Annotated in this window: 17 protein-coding genes; 11 read left to right on the forward strand and 6 right to left on the reverse strand. The window is 71.9% G+C overall.

The genetic code is table 11. The features are described from left to right. The first annotated feature begins 85 nt into the window (after nucleotides 1–85). The 4 genes from J7E88_RS19325 (at nucleotide 86) to J7E88_RS19340 (ending at nucleotide 3,871) form a co-directional block, all read left to right on the forward strand. Nucleotides 86–559: a VOC family protein gene (locus J7E88_RS19325; protein ID WP_215182719.1), complete on the forward strand. Its 474-nt coding sequence runs from the start codon at nucleotides 86–88 to the stop codon at nucleotides 557–559. A gap of 164 nt (nucleotides 560–723) precedes the next feature. Beyond that, complete coding sequence (locus tag J7E88_RS19330) at nucleotides 724–2,091, forward strand: cytochrome P450 (protein ID WP_215182721.1); 1,368 nt, start codon at nucleotides 724–726, stop codon at nucleotides 2,089–2,091. A gap of 88 nt (nucleotides 2,092–2,179) precedes the next feature. Continuing rightward, nucleotides 2,180–2,854: a hypothetical protein gene (locus tag J7E88_RS19335; protein ID WP_215182723.1), complete on the forward strand. Its 675-nt coding sequence runs from the start codon at nucleotides 2,180–2,182 to the stop codon at nucleotides 2,852–2,854. A 60-nt stretch (nucleotides 2,855–2,914) separates the two neighbouring features. Then, entirely contained in the window at nucleotides 2,915–3,871 is a 957-nt protein-coding gene (locus J7E88_RS19340) for a hypothetical protein (protein WP_215182725.1), read from the forward strand. A gap of 39 nt (nucleotides 3,872–3,910) precedes the next feature. Here the strand turns inward: J7E88_RS19340 and J7E88_RS19345 are convergent, their stop codons facing one another. The 3 genes from J7E88_RS19345 to J7E88_RS19355 all read right to left on the reverse strand — a co-directional run bounded on the left by J7E88_RS19345 (nucleotide 3,911) and on the right by J7E88_RS19355 (nucleotide 5,950). After that, nucleotides 3,911–4,105 carry a hypothetical protein gene (locus tag J7E88_RS19345; RefSeq protein ID WP_215182727.1) on the reverse strand — a complete coding sequence of 65 codons (195 nt, stop codon included), beginning with the start codon at nucleotides 4,103–4,105 and terminating at the stop codon, nucleotides 3,911–3,913. A gap of 227 nt (nucleotides 4,106–4,332) precedes the next feature. Further along, nucleotides 4,333–5,169 (reverse strand): hypothetical protein, encoded by an 837-nt coding sequence (locus J7E88_RS19350; protein ID WP_215182729.1) that lies wholly within the window; start codon nucleotides 5,167–5,169, stop codon nucleotides 4,333–4,335. 394 nt (nucleotides 5,170–5,563) lie between these two features. Continuing rightward, nucleotides 5,564–5,950: a VOC family protein gene (locus J7E88_RS19355; RefSeq protein WP_215182731.1), complete on the reverse strand. Its 387-nt coding sequence runs from the start codon at nucleotides 5,948–5,950 to the stop codon at nucleotides 5,564–5,566. A gap of 325 nt (nucleotides 5,951–6,275) precedes the next feature. Here J7E88_RS19355 and J7E88_RS19360 point away from each other — a divergent pair, with 325 nt between their 5' ends. Next, nucleotides 6,276–8,687, forward strand: a complete 2,412-nt coding sequence (locus J7E88_RS19360) for a SpoIIE family protein phosphatase (RefSeq protein ID WP_215182733.1) — start codon at nucleotides 6,276–6,278, stop codon at nucleotides 8,685–8,687. 139 nt (nucleotides 8,688–8,826) lie between these two features. Here the strand turns inward: J7E88_RS19360 and J7E88_RS19365 are convergent, their stop codons facing one another. Further along, nucleotides 8,827–10,086, reverse strand: coding sequence for a Tm-1-like ATP-binding domain-containing protein (locus tag J7E88_RS19365; RefSeq protein ID WP_215182735.1), 1,260 nt, complete (start codon nucleotides 10,084–10,086; stop codon nucleotides 8,827–8,829). Between the two features lie 201 nt (nucleotides 10,087–10,287). Between J7E88_RS19365 and zwf the strand changes: the two genes are divergently transcribed. From zwf to J7E88_RS19395, 6 genes are all read left to right on the forward strand, one after another. Next, nucleotides 10,288–11,823 carry a glucose-6-phosphate dehydrogenase gene (zwf, locus tag J7E88_RS19370; protein ID WP_215182737.1) on the forward strand — a complete coding sequence of 512 codons (1,536 nt, stop codon included), beginning with the start codon at nucleotides 10,288–10,290 and terminating at the stop codon, nucleotides 11,821–11,823. Continuing rightward, the gene (opcA, locus tag J7E88_RS19375) at nucleotides 11,820–12,764 is read left to right on the forward strand and encodes a glucose-6-phosphate dehydrogenase assembly protein OpcA (RefSeq protein WP_215182739.1); all 945 of its coding nucleotides are present in this window, start codon (nucleotides 11,820–11,822) and stop codon (nucleotides 12,762–12,764) included. The genes zwf and opcA overlap by 4 nt, the downstream gene beginning before the upstream one ends. A gap of 602 nt (nucleotides 12,765–13,366) precedes the next feature. Next, nucleotides 13,367–13,585 (forward strand): type A2 lantipeptide, encoded by a 219-nt coding sequence (locus J7E88_RS19380; protein WP_215182741.1) that lies wholly within the window; start codon nucleotides 13,367–13,369, stop codon nucleotides 13,583–13,585. Between the two features lie 155 nt (nucleotides 13,586–13,740). Then, entirely contained in the window at nucleotides 13,741–14,547 is an 807-nt protein-coding gene (locus tag J7E88_RS19385; RefSeq protein ID WP_215182743.1) for an HlyD family efflux transporter periplasmic adaptor subunit, read from the forward strand. Between the two features lie 35 nt (nucleotides 14,548–14,582). Then, nucleotides 14,583–16,832 (forward strand): NHLP family bacteriocin export ABC transporter peptidase/permease/ATPase subunit, encoded by a 2,250-nt coding sequence (locus J7E88_RS19390; RefSeq protein WP_215182842.1) that lies wholly within the window; start codon nucleotides 14,583–14,585, stop codon nucleotides 16,830–16,832. Nucleotides 16,833–16,842: 10 nt separating this feature from the next. Then, nucleotides 16,843–19,791: an NHLP bacteriocin export ABC transporter permease/ATPase subunit gene (locus J7E88_RS19395; protein ID WP_215182844.1), complete on the forward strand. Its 2,949-nt coding sequence runs from the start codon at nucleotides 16,843–16,845 to the stop codon at nucleotides 19,789–19,791. Between the two features lie 57 nt (nucleotides 19,792–19,848). Here J7E88_RS19395 and J7E88_RS19400 read toward each other — a convergent pair whose 3' ends face one another. Beyond that, nucleotides 19,849–20,259, reverse strand: coding sequence for a hypothetical protein (locus J7E88_RS19400; RefSeq protein ID WP_215182745.1), 411 nt, complete (start codon nucleotides 20,257–20,259; stop codon nucleotides 19,849–19,851). 347 nt (nucleotides 20,260–20,606) lie between these two features. Next, nucleotides 20,607–21,530, reverse strand: a complete 924-nt coding sequence (locus tag J7E88_RS19405) for a MurR/RpiR family transcriptional regulator (RefSeq protein ID WP_215182746.1) — start codon at nucleotides 21,528–21,530, stop codon at nucleotides 20,607–20,609. Between the last annotated feature and the right edge of the window lie 2 nt (nucleotides 21,531–21,532).

Genomic DNA, 21,532 nt, shown 5'->3' on the forward strand with positions numbered 1-21,532 from the left:
TCCGGAGAGCCGGGCGGTCAGAACCCGCAGAGGCTTGTACCAGCACCAGCACCAGCACCGGCACCGACACGGTCAGGAGAACGACATGCCCCGGATCACGCCCAACCTCTGGTTCGACACCCAGGGCAAAGAAGCCGCCGAGTTCTACGTCTCGGTCTTCCCCAACTCGAAGATCACGAATGTCTCGTACTACGGCGAGGCCGGCCCCCGCGCGGCCGGCACGGTGCTGACCGTGGACTTCGTGCTCGACGGCCAGCCGTACACCGCGATCAACGGCGGACCCGAGTTCACCTTCGACGAGGCGGTGTCCTTCAACATCGACTGCGCCGACCAGGAGGAGGTCGACTACTACTGGAGCAAGCTGTCCGACGGCGGCCAGGAGGGCCCGTGCGGATGGCTCAAGGACAAGTACGGCCTGTCGTGGCAGGTCGTCCCGGCGGTGCTGGGAGAGCTGCTGGCGGACCCCGACGAGCAACGCGCCCAGCGGGCGATGAAGGCCATGCTCGGGATGGGCAAGCTGGACGTGGCGGCACTGCGCGCGGCGGCCGACGGCGCGTGAGGGACGACGGGGCGGCGGCGCACGGGGGTGCGGTGCCGCCTCCGCGTCGGCGGCCCTCGGCACGGCAGCGGGTCGCCGCCTCTCGTCGCCCAGGTCAAGGGCCTCCGGCACAATGGCAGTTGAGAGCGACGCATGACTTTCGATGCCGCCGACCCGGGGGAGCCATGACCACCACCACTGCCGCACAGGTACCCGGCCCGGCAGGACTGCCGCTGCTCGGGTCGATGCTCGACCTCAAGCGGGACTCGCTCGGCACCTTCCTCGACGCCCGGCGCGAGCACGGCGACGTCGTGCGCCTCACCGCCGGACCGCCCGGACTGCGGGCGGAGCTGTACGCCGTGTTCTCCGCCGAGGGCGCACAGCAGGTGCTCGCCACCGATGCGGCCAACTTCCGCAAGGACAACGCCTTCTACCAGGAGGTCCGCGAGTCGTTCGGCAACGGTCTGCTGACCAGCCAGGACGCCGACTATCTGCGCCAGCGCCGACTGGTGCAACCGCTGTTCACCCGGCGACGCGTCGACGGCTATGCCGAGGCCGTCACCGCCGAGACGGCGACGATGCTCGCCACCTGGCGCAGCGCCCCCGACCTGACCGTGGACGTCGTCTCGGAGATGACGGGGCTGACCCTGCGGGCGGTCGCGCGCATCCTCTTCGGCACGGACGTCGAATCAGCCGTCGCCGTCGTCGAACGCTGCTTCCCGGTCATCGGCGACTACGTCCTGCGCCGGGGCTACTCGCCCGCCAACCTCCCGCGCGACTGGCCCACTCCGGGCAACCGCCGGGCCGCGTCCGCGACCGAGGAACTGTACGCGGTGTGCGACCGCATCATCACCCAGCGGCGGGCGGACGCCGACGCCGCGTCCGGCGACGACCTGCTCACGCTGCTCGCCACGGCGCAGAGCGAGCAGGACGGCAGCTTCGACGCCGCCGAGATACGCGACCAGGTGCTGATCTTCCTGCTCGCCGGCCACGAGACGACAGCGACCTCGCTCGGCTTCGCGCTGCACCTGCTGGCCCGCCACCCGGAGCACCAGGCGCGGGCCAGGGAGGAGGCGGCGGGCGTTCTCGCGGGGCGCGTGCCGCAGGCGGCGGACCTCGACTCGCTGCCGTACCTCATCAAGGTGCTCAAGGAGACCATGCGGCTCTACCCGGCGGGCCCGGTCATCGGCCGCCGGGCCGTCGAGGCCGCCGTGATCGGCGGTCACACCGTCCCGGCTGGCGCGGACGTGATCGTGGCTCCCTGGGTGACGCACCGCCACCCCCGGTACTGGGAGGAGCCGGAGCGCTTCGACCCCGAGCGCTTCACCCCGGAACGGGAGAAGGAGCGCCCCCGCTACGCCTGGTTCCCCTTCGGAGGCGGACCCCGCGCCTGCATCGGCCAGCACTTCTCGATGCTGGAATCCGTGCTCGCGCTCGCGATGATCCTCGGGGAGTACGAGCTGACGGCGCGGGACGCGACGGTGCCGGTCGACACGGGTATCACCCTGCGCGCCGCCGGACCGGCCCGCTGCGTACTGCGCCCGCTCTCCTGACGGTGGCGCCTGACGACAACGGCGAAGCCCTCCCGGACAGCCGATAATCGGTGGCGCGGGGCCCGCCCGTGCGGAGTACGGTCCCGGCATGTCGCCCACCGCCGAAAGCCCGGCCCCCGTCCCCGCCCCCGCCCCAGTCCCCGTGACCGTGGACGACCTCGACCACGCCGTACGGCTCTGCCTGGATGTTCTGGGCTCCGCACCGCCCGCCGCCGCGTGGGACGCGAAAGCCGGGACGCTGGAGTGGGACTGCTGGGAGACGGTCGAGCACCTCGCCGACGACCTGTTCGCCTACGCCGTCCAACTCGGCCTGCGCACACCCCCCTTGGACCACGATCTGTCCTTCGTCCACGACAGCCGCAGGCCCGGCGGGCCGGGCAACACCGTGTATGCCGACCGTGCGGCCGGGCCGGCCGGGCTGCTGGAGGTCCTGGAGTCGTGCGGCGCGCTGCTCATCGCGATGGTGCGCACGGCTCCGCCCGGCGTCCGGGCACATCACGTCTTCGGGATCGCCGACGCCGAGGGCTTCGCCGCCATGGGCATCGTCGAGACCCTGGTCCACACCCACGACGTGGCGCAGGGACTCGGCCTCCGCTGGAGCCCGCCCGGGGGGTTGTGCGCAGGGGTGCTCACCCGGCTGTTCCCCGATGTGCGGGGCGGTGGCGACCCCTGGCGGACGCTGCTGTGGGCCACCGGCCGGGGCGAGCTGCCCGGACGTCCGCGCCGCACCGCATGGCGCTGGTACGGCGAACCGAGGTCGTGAGCGATCCTGGTCCTGGGCCCTCCCGGACGAGGGCGGGGGCGACGGGCCGCAAGGAGGACCGTGGACCTGGAGAACATCCTCGACGAGCTGTACGAGCTGCGGCCGCAGGACTTCACCGCCGCACGCAACGCCCGCGCGGCGGAGGCCCGCAAGGCCGGGGAGCGCGACCTCGCCGAGAGGATCAAGGGGCTGCGGCGGCCCACCGTCTCCGCATGGGCGGGCAACCTCCTCGTCCGCCGGGAGCCGGAGCGGATCCAGCCGTTGCTCGGCCTCGGCGAGGGACTGCGCAGCGCGCACCGCAGCCTCGACGGCGACCGGCTGCGCGAACTGAGCCGTCAACAGCACCTCCTGGTCGCCGCGCTCGCCCGGGAAGCCCGGGACCTGGCGGCGGCCGAAGGGCAGGCGGTGGGGGAGGCCGCCCTGCGGGAGATCGAAGGGACCCTGCTCGCCGTGCTGGCCGACCCGGCGGCGGCCGAGGAGTGGGCGACCGGTCACCTCGACCGACCGCTGACCCCGCCCGTCGGCTTCACGGCGGCCTCAGCGGATACCGGTGCCGTGACCAGTCGTGTCACCCCGTCCGGACCGGCCGGGACGGCGCAGGACGCGGGCCCGGAACGACGTGGTGAGGCGAAGACCGCACACCGTGATCGGGAGCGGCGCGCCGAACGGGACGAAGCTCGTCGGGCCGAGGAGGAGCAAGCCCGCCGCACGGAACGGGATCAGGCTCGCCGGGAAGCCGAAGCGGCCGATGAGGAGGCGCGCGAGAGCGAGGCGGAACACGCCCGGGCCGCCGAGGAGAGCGAGCGCGCCGACGCACGGGCCGAGGAGGCCGCCGAACGGGTCGACGCGCTGACCGAGGAGCTGAAAGAGGCGAGGGCGCAGCTGCGTGCCGCCGAGAAGGAGGCCCGCGAGGCACGCGCTCGGGCCCGAACGGCCGACGACGCGGCCGGCTCGGCGCGCCGCCGGGCCCGCCAGGCGTCCCAGCGCGCCGAGCGCCTGACGTCCGGCAGGGTGTGAGCCCCGACCAACGGGGCCCACACCCCGCCTGTTCCCGCCTCAGCGTTCGCGCACCCGCCGGACGCCGGGTCCGCCGCCTTCGGACCCGCCGGTCGGGGCGTCTTCGGCACCCGGCTCCGGATCGTTCGCCGACTCGATGCGTGTGTGCTGCTGCCGGGACCGCAGGTAGCCCCGCAACTCGTGCTTCATCTCGTCGTCCTTGCGCGGGCTGACGCGGTTGCTGCCACGCTCCATGGGGAGCGCACCTCCTTCGTACGTTGGTGCGTTCGTGCCCGCCCCCGGTACCCAGAAGCGGCAGAACCACACGGATTCCCGTGCTCTCTCCCGGCTTCAGCTGGTGGCGAGCCCCGGCGCTGCCCATCGGCCTCACACGAGCGGCCAGCCGTGACGCGGCGGCGGACACAGGACCGCCCGGGCAGTGAGGCTGCCCGGGCGGAGCGGATCGCAGGGCGGGACGGTCGTCAGGTGCTTTTCGTCGCTCCGGCCGCTCTGGTGCGGCGCACCAGCGTCGAGCCGGACAGGATCGCCGCCGCCGCCGCGCAGAGCACCGCCGCGGCCCTCGCCCGGGTGAACGACTGTCCGAGACTGCTGTTCAGCAGATCGACCGTGCCGACGCTCGCGAGACCATGGAGGGCGATGATCCCCACGGCGAGCCCCGCCGCGGCGGCCCAGACGACCAGCGTGTCCCGCATCGCCAGCCACAGGGCACACACCAGGCAGAGCACCAGGAGGGCGAGGGACAGGGTCTCCGTGTAGCTTCCCGACCGCAGTCCCGCGAGGTCCGTCGGCAGATGGATGACACCGCAGGCGAAGAGCAGGACCGACGCCGGCAGGCGCACCGGCGAGCGCAGTGCGGGGGAGATGGTGTGACTGCTGGGCCCGGACGCGAGCGCGGCGTCCAGGGCCGACATCGGCCACTTCGAGAACGCCGGGGACGCGTGCCGGTCCTTTGTCCGCTTCGGCCGCTTGGGCCTCGGCCGCTCGGACCGCTCGGACGGCTTGGACGGTGCTGCGGGCGCGGCCGGGGGGTCGTTTCCGACCTCGGTGCGGTGGTCTGTGCCGTGCCCGGGCTTCTGCTCCGGTGCGCCCCCGCCCGCCGGCCGCCCGTCGCTGCTGTCGGAGCTGATGGTGCTCACGGGTTGCTGTGCTTCGCTGGGCTCCGGTCCGCGACGTTCCGGTTCGCGGTGCTGCGGTGCGTGCAGCTGCGGTGCGTACGGCTCCGGTTCGGGACGCTCCGGCGCGTCGTACGCGTACGGGGCCGCCGGCGCAGTGGCCTCCTGCGGGACAGGTGGCACCACGGGGGGAACGATCGGCGGAGGCGGTGCGTAAGGCGTGCTGGGAGCCGGGTGCGGGGGGACGAGGAACTCGGGGTCCGGCGCCGGCACGGGCCTGGCGGGCCGGTCTATGCCGTGGTCGGCCGGATCTGGGGCGAAGGGGGCGGGGGTCATGGCGCGGGCTCCGTTCGTGGAACATCCGGAAGGCGTCCACCGTGTCGGTCTCGTGATGCGTAGGCGCACACTTGGTTACATCTAGTGCGCGGATCGACACATTGCGCCATCCGGGATCGGCCCCCGCTGGGCCGTCGGGGCGAACGGCACCGCGCGGACGGTCGCCGTGGGGCAGCGAAAAGGGGCGGGGACACGGTCCCCGCCCCTTTTCGGAGCATGGTCGGCGACGGGCCGGCCCGCCGGCTCAGCTCCCGCCGCTCCCGTACGGCCGGGTGATGACCTCCATGCCGTGCCCCGCAGGGTCGAGGAAGTACATGCCGCGCCCGCCGTCGTTGTGGTTGATCTCGCCCGGCTGCTTTCCGTGCGGATCGGCGAAGTAGGTGACGCCCGCTTCCTCGATGCGCCGGAAGATCCCGTCGAACTCGTCCTCCGAGACGAGGAACGCGTAGTGCTGCAAGGGGACTTCGTGATCGACCGTCACGAAGTCGAGGGTGACGCCGTTGCTGAGCGGGAGGGGGATGAACGGGCCCCACTCCTGCCCGAGTTCGAGCCCGAGTACATGGGCGAGGAATTCGGCCGACTCGCGGTTGTCCCTCGCGAGCACGATGGTGTGGTTGAACTCTACTGACACTGTGGATTGCCTCCGTCGGGCAAACTCACGGGCACCTCCATGCCTCACCCGGTCGGTGACCGACACGCGATGCCGTACTGGTGATCGTAAATCGGCCGCCGGTCCCCTGTCAGGTCGTTTTTCCGCTCCGCCCCGCCCATGGACTGCCGTGCCGACGGCACTTGGCGGCCGTGGGCCGCGACGGGAGCGCCCTGGGGGCGGCCACAGCCGGGCGCCTGTGGGGGTTCGCCGCGCGGCGGCGGGCCCGGTGGAGTTCAATGAGAGGCGCGAGGACCGAGCACGGACCGACGGATCACGGGAGCGCCCCCCTGGGAGTGATCGACGAGTGAGCAGCAGCGGCCTTGTCCCCGGCAGCGGGCCGGACCGCCCGGAGGACTGCGCACTTCTCGTGCTCGACGACGCCGGTACGGTGCTCGCCTGCACGGGAGTCGCCGCCGAGCTGCTCGGGATCCCGGCGGCCCGGATCAACGGCCGCGGCGTCGGCGAGCTCCTCACCGAACCCGGCGACTGGGCACGGCTGCGCGGCCTCGCGCCCGACGACCTCCCCCGCTCGATGCGCGCCTCGTTGCGCGGCGCCGGCGGCCCGGCACCCGTCCAGCTCGATCTGCTGCCGCTCGACGGCACGCTGCCCGCGCGATTCCTGCTGCGGATGACGGCAGCGGGCGTTGCCGACCGGCGGGAGGAGAACGAGGCACTCGTCGGCGCCCTCTTCTCCCAGTCCGGTATCGGGCTCGCCATCCACGACACGGAACTGCGCCTGATGCGGGTCAATCCGCTGCCGGGCGACCTGCGTCCGGGGCGCGCGGGGCGCGCGGGCGGTCTCGGGCGCCGGATCGGGGAACTGCTGGTGCCGGAGGACGCGGCGGTCGTCGAGGCCCAGCTCCGTCGCGTCGCCACAACCGGCGAGCCGCTCATCGACTTCGTCACCTCCGCGCGGCTGGCCCGGGCCCCCGAGCGGGACCGGACCATCTCGCTGTCCGCGCTCCGGCTGTCGGGAGCCAAGGGCGCCGTCCGCGGTGTCGCCGTGACTTTCACCGATGTCACCGAGCACGAACGCGCCCGCAAGCACGCGGCACTCGTCGGCACCGCGGCCTCCGCGCTCGGCCGGTCGCTGGAGGTCTCCCGCAACGCACAGGTGCTGGCCGACCTCCTGGTCCCGGCGTTCGCCGACCTGGCCGCGGTGGACATCACGGAGGCCGTCCTGGTCGGCGAGGAGCCCGGCGCCTTCGCGACAGGGGCGCCGCTGTGCCGCGCCGCGGCCGTCGCCGCCGACGGGGAGTGGCCCGATGAGCTGTATCCGTCCGGCTCCGTCATCCGCGTACGCGGCTACGAGAGCGACAGGCTGCGGCTGGGGTCGGCCGTCATCGTCGCCGACCTGGACGAGCTGCGGCCCAGGATCGCCGACGACCCCGACCGGATACGACTGGTGCTCACCGACCGCGCCGCCTCGTACATGGTGGTGCCCCTGCAGGCGCGCGGGCACGTGCTCGGCGCGGTCTCGGTGTGGCGCGGCCGTGACCGGGCCCCGTTCGACGCGCAGGACGCCGCCGTGGCGGAGGACATCGGCTCCCGGGCCGCGCTCGCCATCGACAACGCCCGCCGCTACACACGCGAACGCCGCACCGCCGAGACCCTGCAGCGCAGCCTGCTGCCGCGCCCGCAGCTGAAGGTGACCGCCGCGGAGACCGCTGGGATCTACGTGCCCGGCAGGACGCTCGCGGGCACGGGCGGCAGCTGGTTCGACGTGATCACGCTGTCCTCGTCCCGGGTGGCCTTCGTCGTCGGACACGTGCGCGGGTACGGGCTCAACGCGGCAGCCACCATGGGCAGTCTGCGTACCGCGGTGCGTACGCTCTGCGATCTCGACCCGCCGCCGGACGAACTGCTGACCCACCTCGACGACCTGGTGGTGCGCTTCGCGGAGGACGAGCAGCCGGGTGGCGGCGAGGGCACGGTCCGGGGGGCCAGTTGCCTGTACGCGGTCTACGACCCGGTCAGCGCGCGGTGCAAGATGGCCAGCGCCGGGCATGCGGCACCCGTGCTGGCCCGGGCCGCGGGCGGTGCCGCGCGGGTCGAACTGCCTGCCGGTCCCGCCCTCGGCCGGGAGGGCGCGCCGTTCGAACCGGTGGAGGTGGAGCTCGCCCCCGGTGACCTGTTGGCGTTCGCCGCCGGATCGCTCTCCACGGAGTCGGGTGGCTCGGGCCACATGGCGGAGTTCCTCGGCAAGGAGGCCGCCCGCGGGGCGGGGCGGCCGGTACCGGAGATCGGGCGGGAGATGCTCGTACCGTTCCTCGCCGAACCCCCGGACGACGACGCCGCCCTGCTGCTGGCCCGGGTGGCCGTCACCCGCGAGGACGCCGTGGCCGCCTGGGAGTTCCCGGCGGACGTGAAGCTCGTGGCCCAGGCGCGGGCCGAGATCGCCCGGCAGCTGACCAGGTGGGGGCTCGACGATCTGGTGTTCACCACCGAACTGATCGTCAGCGAGCTGCTCACCAACGCCATCCGGTACGCCGGCGGCCCGGTTGGCGTGCGGCTCATCAGGGACCACCGGCTCGTGTGCGAGGTGTCCGACCCCAGCCAGACCCAGCCGCATCTGCGCCGGGCGCGCGTAACGGACGAGGGCGGCCGCGGACTGTTCCTGATCGCCCAGCTCACGCACCGGTGGGGGAGCAGGTACACCGCGTCGGGCAAGACGCTCTGGACGGAGCAGCTGCTGCCCGAGGGCCTCGGCCAGTGATCGCCCCGGCCCGGTGACCGCCGCACGGGGCGCCCGTCACACCGAGCGCACGGATGCGTGCGTCCGAGACAGGACCGCCGTGCCCGATGCACTCCTCTCGACGTACTCCTCGACATTCCCGGCCCTCCGTGGCACCCGGTCACCCCCGGGCGGCCGGACCCGCGGTGATCATCCGATGCATCCGGTCCGCCGCGGCACGGCCGAACGAGACGCTGTTGATGTCCGCGTCGACGTCGACCACCGTGACCCCGCTGCCCCTCAGCCCCTCGCGCAGCGTTCCGAACAGCGCAGCGTCCGCCACCGGGTCGTGGTACGGGCCGCCCGGCTCTCCCAGCGTCGACAGGCCCCTCAGCGGCAGGCACACCTCGACCGGGCCCGTGGCTGCCCGCAGCTTCGCCGCGACCCGCCGCCCGAGCTCCGCGCACTCCTCCACCGTCGTACGCACCACCGTGATCGACGGGTTGTGCACCAGGACGTGACGGTCGCGCATCACGGGCGGCAGCGTGTCGGGCGGGCCGAACTTCACCATGTCCAGCGCCCCCGGACTGACCACCTGCGGCACACCGTGCCGCCCGGCCGCGGTGAGCCGGTCCGGTCCGGCCCTCAGGATGCCGCCGACCAGATCGTCCGCCAGCTCGCTCAGCGTCAGGTCGAGCACCCCGGCGAACAGCCCCTGACCGGCCATTGACTCCAACGTCCGTCCGCCCGCCCCGCTGACATGGAACACCAGGACCTCATAGCCCAGCTCGGTCAGCCGCGCCCGGGCCGCGTCGACCCCTGCCGTCGTCACGCCGGCCATGCTCGTCGCCACCAGCGGCCGTTCACCGGCGGCCAGATCGGCGGGGCGCAGCGCCCGGCACCCGGCGGCCGCGAAGCCCTTCGCCATGCCCACCGCCGCGTCGGCCGCGTTGGCGAGCACGGGAGCCGAGATCGTGTTGATACCGGCGATGTCGACGACGCTGTACATCATCGTGATGTCCACGTGGCCCACGTACGGCGACACGTCGCCCGCCGCCATCGAGGAGACCATCAATTTGGGCACGCCCAGGGGGAGTCCGCGCATGGCGCGGGTCGCGATGGAGGTGCCTCCGCTGCCTCCGATCGCCATGACGCAGTGCAGCCGGCCCGCCTCGTACAGCCGCGCGACGACCTCGGCCGCACCGCGCGCCATCGCCGTCACGGCCGCGCCCCGGTCCCCCGCGGCGCGCAGCGCGGCCAGGTCCGCCCCCGCGGCCCGTGCGACCTCCTCGCGCGGGACGCCGGCGTCGAAGTGCGGTGCACCGATCACCCCCGTGTCGACCACCAGCACATCGACGCCGCCGCCGCGCAGCCGCTCGCGCAGCCAGCCGTACTCCGCACCCTTGGTGTCCAGCGTTCCCACCAGCACAACTGTCGCCATGGCAGGTACTGTTCGGCACAACGGGCCGGCGGACAAGAGTGCCGTGTGCCGGCCCCGGGACGGTGGGCGGTGTGCAGCCGTTGGGGCCGCACGGGAATGGATCGACGCGGCGGGGCGCTGATGTACCCGTACGGGACCGGCGTGAGATGCGATCCTCGGAAGCGGACGCACTCGAAGCCGTTCGCTAGGAGGCCTGACCCCATGTCGGAGAACAGCGGCTGGGCGAATCCGCTGCGGGACCCGCTCGACCGGCGGCTCCCGCGTATCGCCGGGCCCTCAGGGCTCGTCATCTTCGGAGTCACCGGGGACCTGTCCCGCAAGAAGCTGATGCCCGCCCTCTACGACCTCGCCAACCGCGGGCTGCTGCCGCCGGGCTTCTCGCTCATCGGGTTCGCCCGGCGGGACTGGGCGGACCAGGACTTCGCGCAGGAGGTCCACGACGCCGTCCGGGAGCATGCGCGTACACCGTTCCGCGAGGAGGTGTGGCAGCAGCTGGCGGAAGGCATGCGGTTCGTCCAGGGGGACTTCGACGACGACGCCGCCTTCGAGCGGCTGAGGGCGACGGTCGATGACCTGGACAAGGCGCAGGGCACCGGGGGCAACTTCGCCTTCTATCTGTCCGTGCCGCCGAAGTTCTTCCCCAAGGTCGTCCAGCAGCTCAAGGACCACGGTCTGTCCGACGCGCCCCGCGGCTCCTGGCGGCGTGCCGTCATCGAGAAGCCCTTCGGCCACGACCTCGTCAGCGCGCGGGAGCTCAACACCATCGTGCACGAGGTGTTCGCCCCGGACGAGGTGTTCCGGATCGACCACTACCTGGGCAAGGAGACGGTCCAGAACATCCTGGCGCTGCGCTTCGCCAACACTCTCTTCGAGCCCATCTGGAACCGGTCCTTCGTGGATCATGTTCAGATCACGATGGCCGAGGACATCGGCATCGGCGGCCGGGCCGGCTACTACGACGGCATCGGCGCCGCCCGTGACGTCATCCAGAACCACCTCCTCCAGTTGCTGGCGCTGACCGCGATGGAGGAGCCCGCCTCCTTCGACGCCGCCTCACTCGTCACGGAGAAGCTGAAGGTCTTCAAGGCCGTCAAGGTGCCCGATGACCTGGGCCGGCACACCGTGCGGGCCCAGTACACGGCCGGCTGGCAGGGTGGCGAGAGGGCTGTCGGCTACCTCCAGGAGGAGGGCATCGCGCCCCGGTCGACGACCGACACCTATGCGGCGATCAGACTGGAGATCGACAACCGCCGCTGGGCCGGTATCCCGTTCTACCTGCGCACCGGCAAGCGTCTCGGCCGCCGGGTCACCGAGATCGCGGTCGTCTTCCAGCGGGCTCCGCACTCCCCGTTCGACTCCACGGCCACAGAGGAGCTCGGCGAGAACGCCCTGGTGATCCGGGTCCAGCCGGACGAGGGGGTGACCATGCGCTTCGGCTCCAAGGTGCCCGGGACCTCCATGGAACTACGCGATGTGACCATGGATTTCGCCTACGGCGAGTCGTTCACCGAGTCCAGCCCGGAGGCGTACGAGCGGCTGATCCTCGACGTCCTGCTCGGCGACGCCAACCTCTTCCCCCGTACCGAGGAGGTGGAGGAGTCCTGGAAGATCCTCGATCCGATCGAGGAGTTCTGGGACAACAACGGCACCCCTGCCCAGTACGCCGCGGGCACCTGGGGCCCCAGGGAAGCGGACGACATGCTCGCACGAGACGGACGGAGCTGGCGCAGGCCATGAAGATCGACCTCACGGACACCACCTCCAGCAAGATCAACAAGGCGCTGGTCCAGGCCCGCCGCGCCATCGGCACCCCGGCCGTCGGCATGGTGCTCACCCTCGTCATCGTCACCGACGAGGAGAACGCCTACGACTCCATCAGGGCAGCCGGGGACGCCTCGCGCGAGCACCCCTCCCGTACCCTGGTCGTCATCAAGCGCCACGCCCGCTCACCGCGCGACCGCCATGACACCCGCCTCGATGCCGAGGTCCGCGTCGGCACCGACGCGGGCGCGGGGGAGACGGTCCTGCTGCGACTCCACGGCGAACTGGCCGACCGCGCCGACTCCGTCGTCCTTCCCCTGCTGCTGCCCGACGCGCCGGTCGTCGTCTGGTGGCCGGTCGACGCGCCGCCCGTCCCGGCCAGGGACCCGCTCGGCGCCCTCGCCCAGCGCCGTATCACCGACGCGTACGCCGTCGCCGAGCCGCTGAGTGAACTTGCTGCCAGGGCTTCCGGTTACGAGCCGGGGGACACCGACCTGGCCTGGACCCGGCTCACGCCCTGGCGCTCGATGCTCGCGGCGGCGCTCGACCAGGCACGGGCCGAGGTCGTCTCCGCCGTGGTGGAGAGCGAGGCGGACAACCCCAGTGCCGAACTGCTCGCCCGCTGGTTCGCCGCCCGCCTCGGCGTCCCGGTCGAACAGGTCGTCACCGCCGGACCGGTCGTCACGGCCGTACGGCTGCGCACCGCCGACGGCGAGATCCACATCGACCGGCCCGAAGGCCCCGTGGCCCGGCTCTCCATCCCTGGGCAGCCCAACCGCGTCCTCGCCCTGAAAGTGCGTACGACGGCCGAGCTGATCGCGGAGGAACTGCGCAGGCTGGACCCCGACGAGGCCTACGCGGCAGCACTGCACGCCCGAATCACCCCACCTGCGCCCGAGGTGAGTACGGGCGGCTGATTCGGCACCTTTTCCGCACCCTTTCCGCAAGGCGCGGGGCGGCTCGGGCGGTCATGTCCCGAATTTCTCACGGCTAGACGCTCTGCAATTGAGTGGTGACCCATTTCGTTCCTTGGCGGGGGTGCGGCCCCCGGGCCGCACCCCTGGGTGGGTGAAGGTCTCGTGACGCCCCGTCATGGTGCCGTCTCCTGTCGTGAATCTGCACACTGAATACGCAGACCGCACATCGCCTCCCCCTCGGCTCCCCCAGGTTGACCAGGGAATATCTGACTCTGCGGCGGAATGTCCCGTTCGTCGGCGCCGTGTGGCGGGCGCGCGTCGGGCCGGTGCTTGGCGATCACGTGAAGAAGGTGGCACCGATTCATGAAGGGGTACGCACGCGTCGGTAATACGAGGGCCGCTCGCGGCGTGATCCTGCCGTCCCGCCCTCTGCCGCGATTGGCCGCTCAACGCGCTTACGTGCTTTGATCCTTCGCACCGCGGGTTTTCACTGGGTTCTCGGATACGAGAATCTCCCCACCCCGCTGGTCGGCCGGCAATGCGGCTTTTCCGTGCGGCCGGACGCTGTCATTTCGAAATACCCATCCGAAGGGAAGCTTCTCATGAACTTCGTCCCCACCCAGGAGATCTCCGACAGCGAGCTGGACAACGTGGCCGGCGGTCTGCACAGCGCCACGGTGAGCAACGCCGCCGCCGCTCTTGACACCATCGCCCCGGTCTCCGCCACCGTCGCCACCGTGACCGGCGTCGCCGAGGGTGCCACCGGCATCAACGCCGCCGCGATCACCGGCCCGGTCAACGGCCTCGTCGCCGGTCTGTAAGATCTCCGCGGCTCGCCGGCCCGCTCTGCCGGCAGCGCCCGAGCCGTGTGCCCCGGACCGAGCCAGGATCCGGGGCGCACGGCCGTGCGCGGTTTACCCGTAGCACCCGGTGGATCCGGGACCCCGTCGGTTCAGGCAGTTGAGGGAAGAGTGTCGTGCAGTTTCGCCAACAGGCCCTTTCCAAGCTGCAGTCGCCGGAGGAGATCGACCTTCCGGTGCGCTTCGCCCGGCCGCAGGGGCTCCTCGCCCTGGCCGTGACCGTCGCTGTCATGATCGCCGCCGCCGTCTGGTCCGTCGCCGGCACGGTGACCTCCACCGTCTCCGCACCCGGCATCCTCACCCACGGCCAGGGCAGTTACGTCCTGCAGAGCCCGGTCTCGGGACAGATCACCGAGGTGCTGGCCAAGGAGGGCGAACGCGTCGAGGCCGACGCACCGCTGCTCAAGGTCCGCACCGCGCAGGGCATCGCCGTCGTGCGCACGATCGCGGCCGGACGGCTCACCACCCTCGTCGCCGCCATCGGATCCGTCGTCACCACGGGCAGCGACGTCGCCGCCGTGGAACGGATCGACAAGCCCGGCACCCCCCTGACGGCCGTTCTCTACGTCCCCGCGGACAGCGGCCCGGACGTGCCGGTCGGCGCACGCGTCGACCTCACGGTCCAGTCCGTCGCGGCGCAGAAGTACGGTGTGATGCGCGGCCGGGTCAAGGCCGTCGGCCGCACCGCCCAGACCCGCCAGCGCATCACCGCCTTCCTCGGCAGCAGTCAGCTCGGCGAACAGTTCTCCAAGGACGGTCAGCCCGTGGCCGTGCTCGTCGAGCTGGGGAAGTCCCCCGGCACCGAGTCCGGCTACGACTGGTCCACCTCGCAGGGCCCCCCGTACGCGCTCGAGTCCATGACCCTCACCGGCGGCTCCGTCCACCTGGCCGCCCAGCATCCGATCGATTGGCTGCTGCCGTGACCGCACACCGCGAACCCGTCCCCGCACAGCGGCAACTGCCGCCCGCGGGCCGCCGCAGACACCGCCCGGAGACCGCCCCCGGCGGCCGGCGCGGCTCGCGCAGGGCCGCCCCGCCACCCCGCAGGCAGCCGAAGGCCAAGGCCGTCCGCACCCCGACCGTCCTCCAGATGGAGGCCGTCGAGTGCGGTGCCGCGGCACTCGCCATGGTGCTCGCCCACTACGGCCGCCATGTGCCGCTCGAAGAGCTCCGCATCGCCTGCGGCGTCTCCCGCGACGGCTCACGTGCCAGCAACATCCTCAAGGCCGCGCGCAGTTACGGTCTTGTGGCCAAGGGCATGCAGATGGAGGCCACCGCACTCGCCGAGGTGCAGCCGCCGGCCATCCTCTTCTGGGAGTTCAACCACTACGTCGTCTACGACGGCACGGGCCGACGCCTCGGGCGCCGCGGCGTGCACATCAACGACCCCGACAAGGGGCGGCGCTTCGTCTCCGCGGAGGACTTCGACACCAGCTTCACCGGTGTCGCCCTGGTCTTCGAACCCGACCGCACCTTCACCAAGGGCGGCCGCAGACCCGGCGTCATGAAGGCCGTGCCGGCCAGGCTGCGCGGCACCACCGGTACCCTGCTCGCCGCACTGCTCGCCAGTTTGCTGCTCGTCGCCGTCGGCGCGGCGGTGCCCGCGCTCAGCCGTACCTACATCGACATGTTCCTGATCGGGGGACAGACCTCACTGCTGGGGCCCCTGTTCGCCTCACTGGCCACCCTCGTGGCGCTCACCGCCGTACTGACGGGCCTGCAACAGGCGAACCTGCTGCGCGGACGCATCATCTCCTCCACGCTGGGCAGCGCCCGGTTCCTGAGACATCTGCTGCGGCTGCCGGTCACCTTCTTCGCGCAGCGCAGCCCCGCCGACCTGGTCCAACGGCTCCAGTCCAACGACGCGGTGGCCGAGACGCTCGCCCGCGACCTCGCGGCCGCCGCCGTCGACGGCGTCGTGGTCGTCCTGTACGCCGTCCTGCTGTGGACGTACGACCCCCAGCTGACGGTCGTCGGCGTGCTGATCGCGCTGCTCAACGTGGTCGCCATGCGGATCGTGATACGCCTGCGGGCCACCCACACGCAGAAACTGCGCGCGGACAGCGCACGGCTCACCAACACCTCCTACACCGGCCTCCAGCTGATCGAGACCATGAAGGCGACAGGCGGCGAGGACGGCTACTTCCGCCGCTGGGCGGGCCAGCACGCCACCACCCTTGAGGTGCAGCAGCGCCTGGGGGTGCCGAGCGCCGTCCTCGCCGTCGTCGCGCCCACCCTCGCGGTGCTCAACAGCGCCCTGATCCTGTGGATCGGCGGACTGCGGGCCGTCGAGGGCCACATCTCGATCGGCCTGCTCGTCGCCTTCCAGGCGCTCGTCGCGCGCTTCACCGCACCCATCACCCGGCTCAACGGCGTGGCAGGCCGGATCCAGGACTTCGCCGCGGACGTCGCCCGCCTCAAGGACGTCGAGAACTTCCCCGTCGACCCGCTGTACTCCCGCGACGAGCCCGACCCGAGCACCCGCAGGCTCAAGGGCCATGTGACGCTGGAGAACATCACGTTCGGCTACAGCCCGCTGGACGCGCCCCTGCTCAGCGGCTTCTCACTCGCCGTCGGCCCCGGCCGCCAAGTCGCCCTCGTCGGCGGCTCCGGCAGCGGCAAGTCCACCGTCTCGCGCCTGATATCCGGGCTGTACACCCCGTGGGAGGGGACGATCCGCATCGACGGCGAACGCCTGGAGGACATCTCCCGCAGCGCACTCGCCGCCTCCGTGGCCTTCGTCGACCAGGACATCTTCCTGTTCGAGGGCACCGTGCGGGACAACGTCGCCCTCTGGGACCCCTCGATACCCGACGAGGCGGTGGTCGCCGCGCTGGAGGACGCCGCCGTCCTCGACGTCGTCCGGCGCAGGCCCGACGGCATCCACAGCCGCGTCGAACAGGACGGCCGCAACTTCTCCGGCGGGCAGCGCCAGCGCCTGGAGATCGCCCGCGCCCTGGTGCGCCGCCCGAGCGTCCTCGTGCTCGACGAGGTGACCAGCGCACTCGACGCCGAGACCGAACGCGTCATCATCGACAACATCCGCCGGCGCGGCTGCGCCTGCGTGGTGATCGCCCACCGGCTGAGCACGGTGCGCGACAGCGACGAGATCGTGGTCCTCGACCACGGCACGGTCGTCGAACGCGGCCGTCACGAGGATCTCGTCGCCGCCCGGGGCGCGTACGCCGAGCTGGTCAAGGAGCACTGACGTGTCAGCCATGCACCCGGACGCCGCCCCGGCGGCCGCCACCGGCACGCCGGAGACGACCGACGCGGTGATCCACGCCTTCGGGGCCCTCGGCGCACCTGTCGACTGCACCGGCCTGCGCAGCCTCCACCTCGAAGGGCCGCAGGTGCTGTGGCTCGTGCTCGGCGGCTTCCTCGACCTGTTCGCGGTGGACGCCGAGGAGGAGGGTCACTGGCACTTCCTCGGCCGCCTGGAACCCGGCACGCTGCTGCTCGGCCCCGTCCAGGGTCCGCGGCACACTCTCGTCGGCCGCCCCTCGCAGGAATGCCTGCTCCACCGCATCGCCCTGCGAGAGCTGTACCAGGACCCCTACGGCCAGGATCCGTACGCGACCGGGAGCATGTACGTGCCCGATCCGCACGCCGCGCAGGACCCTTACGCGACCGGGGGCATGTACGTGCCCGATCCGTACGCCGCCCAGGACCCGTACGCCGCCCAGGACCCGTACGGCAACGGGGCCTGGAACCAGCTGGAGCACGCCTTCGCCCTCGGCGTGGGACGCAGCCTCGGCGTCCTGTTCGAGGCCCCGCTCGACAGCCGCCCCGCCGACGCGGGCATGGCCGACGACGACATCCTCTGGATGCCCGTCGACCCCGGCAGCGTCCGCTACGGCGCCTCCTACAGCGCGGAGGCGGCGGCGGACCTGCTCATCGAGGGCGCGATGTGGCAGCGGATGGTCAACCAGCAGTACCGCCTGCTGTCCGCCGTCGACCAGTGGATCGAGCAGCTGGAACGCGCTCATGAGGACCGCGCGGCGGCCGGTATCAAGGCCGGGGAGGACGTCCGGGCACGGGCCGACGAGGCGCTCATCGCCTCCATCGGCAAGCGCGGCGGCGCGCGCCGCACGTCCGGCAGGGACGGTGACGACGCCGTGTTCGCGGTGTGCCGCAGGGTCGCCGAGGCGGCCGGGATCACGCTCACCGAACCGCCCAGAACCGCCGTGGACGAGGATCGCGTCGGGCCCGTCGAACGCATCGCCATCGCCTCCCGGGTCCGTACCCGCCCCGTACGCCTGACCGGCAGCTGGTGGCGCACGGACAGCGGCCCGCTCGTGGGCGGGCGGGCGGCGTCCGGCGCACCCGTCGCCCTGCTGTGGCGACGGGGACGCTACGAGGCCGTCAACCCGCTCACCGGCTCGCGCACCCGTGTCGGCAAGGACAACGCCGACGAGTTCGAGCCGCGCGCCGTCATGTTCTACCGGCCGCTGCCCGAACGGCCCGCGAACATCTGGCGCCTGGTGCGGTTCAGCCTGCGCGGCACCCGCATGGACGTGCGCAACCTGCTGCTCGCGGGTCTGGTCACGGTCGGCCTCGGTGCCCTGGTGCCGATCGCCACGGGAAAGGTCCTCGGCGTGTACGTGCCGAGCGCCCAGACGGGTCTGATCGTCCAGGTGGCGCTCGCGGTGATGATCGCGGGCGTCGTCTCCGCGGCGTTCATGCTGCTCCAGAACCTCACCATCCTGAGGATGGAGGGCCGGATAGAGAGCGCGCTGCAGCCGGCCGTGTGGGACAGGCTGCTGAGGCTGCCGACGCGGTTCTTCACCGAACGCTCCACCGGCGAGCTGGCGAGCGCGGCGATGGGCATCAGCTCGATCCGCCGCGTGCTGTCGGGAATCGGACCGGTCGCCGTGCAGTCGAGCACCGTCGGCGCGATGAACGTCGTCCTGCTGCTGCTGTACAGCGTCCCGCTCGCGCTCGCGGCCATCGGCATGCTCCTGGTGATCGGCCTCGTCTTCCTCGGGATGGGGCTGTGGCAGGTGCGCTGGCAGCGGCGGCTGGTGGAGTTGAGCAACAAGCTCAACAATCAGGCGTTCCAGACCCTGCGCGGACTGCCCAAGCTGCGTGTCGCCGCGGCGGAGAGCTTCGCGTACGCGGCGTGGGCCGGGGAGTTCGCCCGATCCCGCGAACTCCAGCAGCGCGTGGGCCGGATCAGGAACCTCACCACCGTGCTGGACGCGGTCTATCTGCCGCTGTGCTCGCTCATCATGTTCATGCTCCTGGCCGGCCCGGCCCGCGGCAGCATGTCGGCCGGTGACTTCCTCACCTTCAACGCCGCCGTGACGATGCTGCTGACCTCGGTCACCCAGCTCACGGGTGTGCTGGTGTCGGCGGTCGCCGTGCTGCCCATGTTCGAGCAGGTGCGCCCGATCCTCGACGAGACGCCGGAGGTGCGCGGTGCGAGCTCCCAGCCCGGCGTCCTGTCCGGCGCGATCGAGGCACGCAAGCTGTCGTTCCGCTACACCGACGACGGACCCGCCGTACTCGACGATGTGTCCCTCACGGTGCGGCCGGGGGAGTTCGTCGCCGTCGTCGGCCCGAGCGGCTGCGGAAAGTCCACCCTGCTGAGGCTGCTCATCGGCTTCGAACGGCCGGATGCGGGATCGGTGCTCTACGACGGCCAGGACCTCTCCGCCCTCGACCGCGCCGCGGTGCGCCGCCAGTGCGGAGTCGTGCTGCAGAACGCCCAGCCCCTGACCGGCTCGATCCTGGACTGCATCTCGGGCGCCGAGAGCTTCTCCCAGGAGGAGGTGTGGGCGGCCGCCGAGATGGCGGGGCTGGCCGAGGACATCAAGCGGATGCCCATGGGACTGCACACGATGATCGCGAACGGCGGCGCGGTCTCCGGCGGGCAGCGCCAGCGGCTGATGATCGCGGCAGCGATGGTACGCCGCCCGAGCATCCTCTTCTTCGACGAGGCCACCAGCGCCCTGGACAACGAGACGCAGCGGACGGTGATGGACAGCACCCGCAAGCTGAGCGCCACGCGCGTGGTGATCGCCCACCGGCTCACCACGGTCATGGACGCCGACCGGGTGCTCGTCATGTCCGAGGGCCGGATCGTGGAGGAGGGCCGCCCCGCGGACCTGCTCGCGGATCCGGGCGGGCGGCTGTACGAACTGGTGCGGCGGCAGCTGGCCTGACAAACCGGTACGGGCCGGCCCACGGGGGAGGCCGGCCCGTACTCGTGCGGACGGCGGTTACGGCACGCGCTGGACCGGGGAGCGTCGGCGCGGTGCGGCGCCCGGGCCGTCGGCGAGGAGTGCGTCGGTGATGAGCCTGACGCCGCGCGCGAGGCGGTTCAGCTGGTCCAGCTCGACGGCGTACATCCGGATCGTGTTCTCGATGACCGACTCCGCGATGCCCAGCGTCGGCAGCTCGGCACGGGCCGTCCGCAGCGCCACCCGCACCGCTCCCATCTCGTGCTGGAGCTGCAACTGCGCGTGGCGCGCGAGCAGGACGGGATGGCGGGTGAGCGGAGAGTATCCCGCGTAACGGGCCGGCAGCAGGTCCCGGAGCCATCGGGCGGCCGTGCGCTCCCAGTCGCGCGTGCCGGGGGCCTTGACCTGACAGGGCCAGTCCGGTCCGAGCGTGGTGAGGGTCTGGGACATCGTCGTCGCTTCCGGGTCATGCCGATCGGCTCTGATCGAGAGGCTTGTGGCGGTCCCGGCCCAGGGGTTGACCGGGACCGCCAGGGGCATCCGCGGTACGGCGGGTGCCCGGATTGAACATCACAGGCCGGTGCGAGGAGGGAGCACCGCCCCAGGATGTTCGGTTGGTGAGGGCAACGGTCGTGCTCCGGCGTCCGCGCAGGACCCTGCTGCCCACGAGCAGTAAATATATATACCGTCGAGTAAGCAAGGGTATGAAAAATTTCATGCATTGCTGCCTGGGAAAATGTCCCGGAAACAGGCAGGTCACACAGGAAAGTCAGCCGCCGCCAGGGACCGGCGGCGCTTCAGTCCTCGAGGAAGAAGTCGTGCTGCTCGGCGACCTGCTCGTACCCCTCGAGACGGGCCTGCGTCCGTTCCGGATCCGCGTCGGCCATCGCCTGCAGTACGGCGGCCGACAGCACGCCCGGCGCCGAGTACGAGTCGAACACGAGCCGTGAACCCGTCCCCGCCGTCAGCGTCACATCGGCCTCGTCCACGAGCGGCCCGAGCGTCAGGTCCGTGATCAGCGCGACGCGAAGTCCCGTGCTGCGCGCGGCCCGCAGCGCCGCGAGCGTCTCATTGGCGTGCCGCGGCATCGCGTACGCCAGCACCCACGTCCCGCCCGCCGCGCGCGACTGCAGCAGAGCGTCGTACGCCACGCTGCCGCCGCGGGTCACCAGGCGCACATCGGGATGAATGCGGCGCGCGGCGTAGGCGAAGTACTCGGCCAGCGACACCGAGATCCGCAGGCCCAGCACGGTCAGCGGCATCGAGCGGGCGAGCTCCCGGCCCAAGTCCAGCACCCGGTCGGTGTCGGCGAACACCCGGCGCAGGCTCTCCAGATTCGCGATCTCCGCGTCGACGGCCGCCTGCAACTCATTGTGGCGGATCTGCTCGCGCGTCTCCTGGGCGCCCGCCACCGCGCTCAGCGCGATCGGCTGCAGCGCCTCCCGCAGCGCCGGGAAGCCGCTGTAGCCGAGGGAGGTCGCGAACCGGGTCACCGACGGCTGGCTGACGCCCACCCGCTCGGCGAGGTCCGTGATCGACAGGAAGGCGGCCTCCGTCAGATGGTCGATCATGTACTGGGCGATCCGGCGCTGTCCCGGGGACAGCCGCTGGCTGCCGAACAGGGCCCGGACCCTGTCCGTGGGCGCGGCCTCGGACACCGGCGACTGCCGGCCCGGGGTGATCGCCGCCGCCTGCGCACGTGCCTGCTGCCCTGATGGCACCG

This window comes from Streptomyces sp. ISL-10 (assembly GCF_018614575.1).
In the GTDB taxonomy this organism is placed as follows: Bacteria; Actinomycetota; Actinomycetes; order Streptomycetales; family Streptomycetaceae; genus Streptomyces.

Bases quoted from the DNA above. Each gene is read 5' to 3' on its own strand.
- J7E88_RS19325 (WP_215182719.1), top strand. From the start codon at position 86: ATGCCCCGGATCACGCCCAACCTCTGGTTCGACACCCAGGGCAAAGAA.
- J7E88_RS19330 (WP_215182721.1), top strand. From the start codon at position 724: ATGACCACCACCACTGCCGCACAGGTACCCGGCCCGGCAGGACTGCCG.
- J7E88_RS19335 (WP_215182723.1), top strand. From the start codon at position 2,180: ATGTCGCCCACCGCCGAAAGCCCGGCCCCCGTCCCCGCCCCCGCCCCA.
- J7E88_RS19345 (WP_215182727.1), bottom strand. From the start codon at position 4,105: ATGGAGCGTGGCAGCAACCGCGTCAGCCCGCGCAAGGACGACGAGATG.
- J7E88_RS19365 (WP_215182735.1), bottom strand. From the start codon at position 10,086: ATGGCGACAGTTGTGCTGGTGGGAACGCTGGACACCAAGGGTGCGGAG.
- zwf (WP_215182737.1), top strand. From the start codon at position 10,288: ATGTCGGAGAACAGCGGCTGGGCGAATCCGCTGCGGGACCCGCTCGAC.
- opcA (WP_215182739.1), top strand. From the start codon at position 11,820: ATGAAGATCGACCTCACGGACACCACCTCCAGCAAGATCAACAAGGCG.
- J7E88_RS19380 (WP_215182741.1), top strand. From the start codon at position 13,367: ATGAACTTCGTCCCCACCCAGGAGATCTCCGACAGCGAGCTGGACAAC.
- J7E88_RS19395 (WP_215182844.1), top strand. From the start codon at position 16,843: ATGCACCCGGACGCCGCCCCGGCGGCCGCCACCGGCACGCCGGAGACG.
- J7E88_RS19400 (WP_215182745.1), bottom strand. From the start codon at position 20,259: ATGTCCCAGACCCTCACCACGCTCGGACCGGACTGGCCCTGTCAGGTC.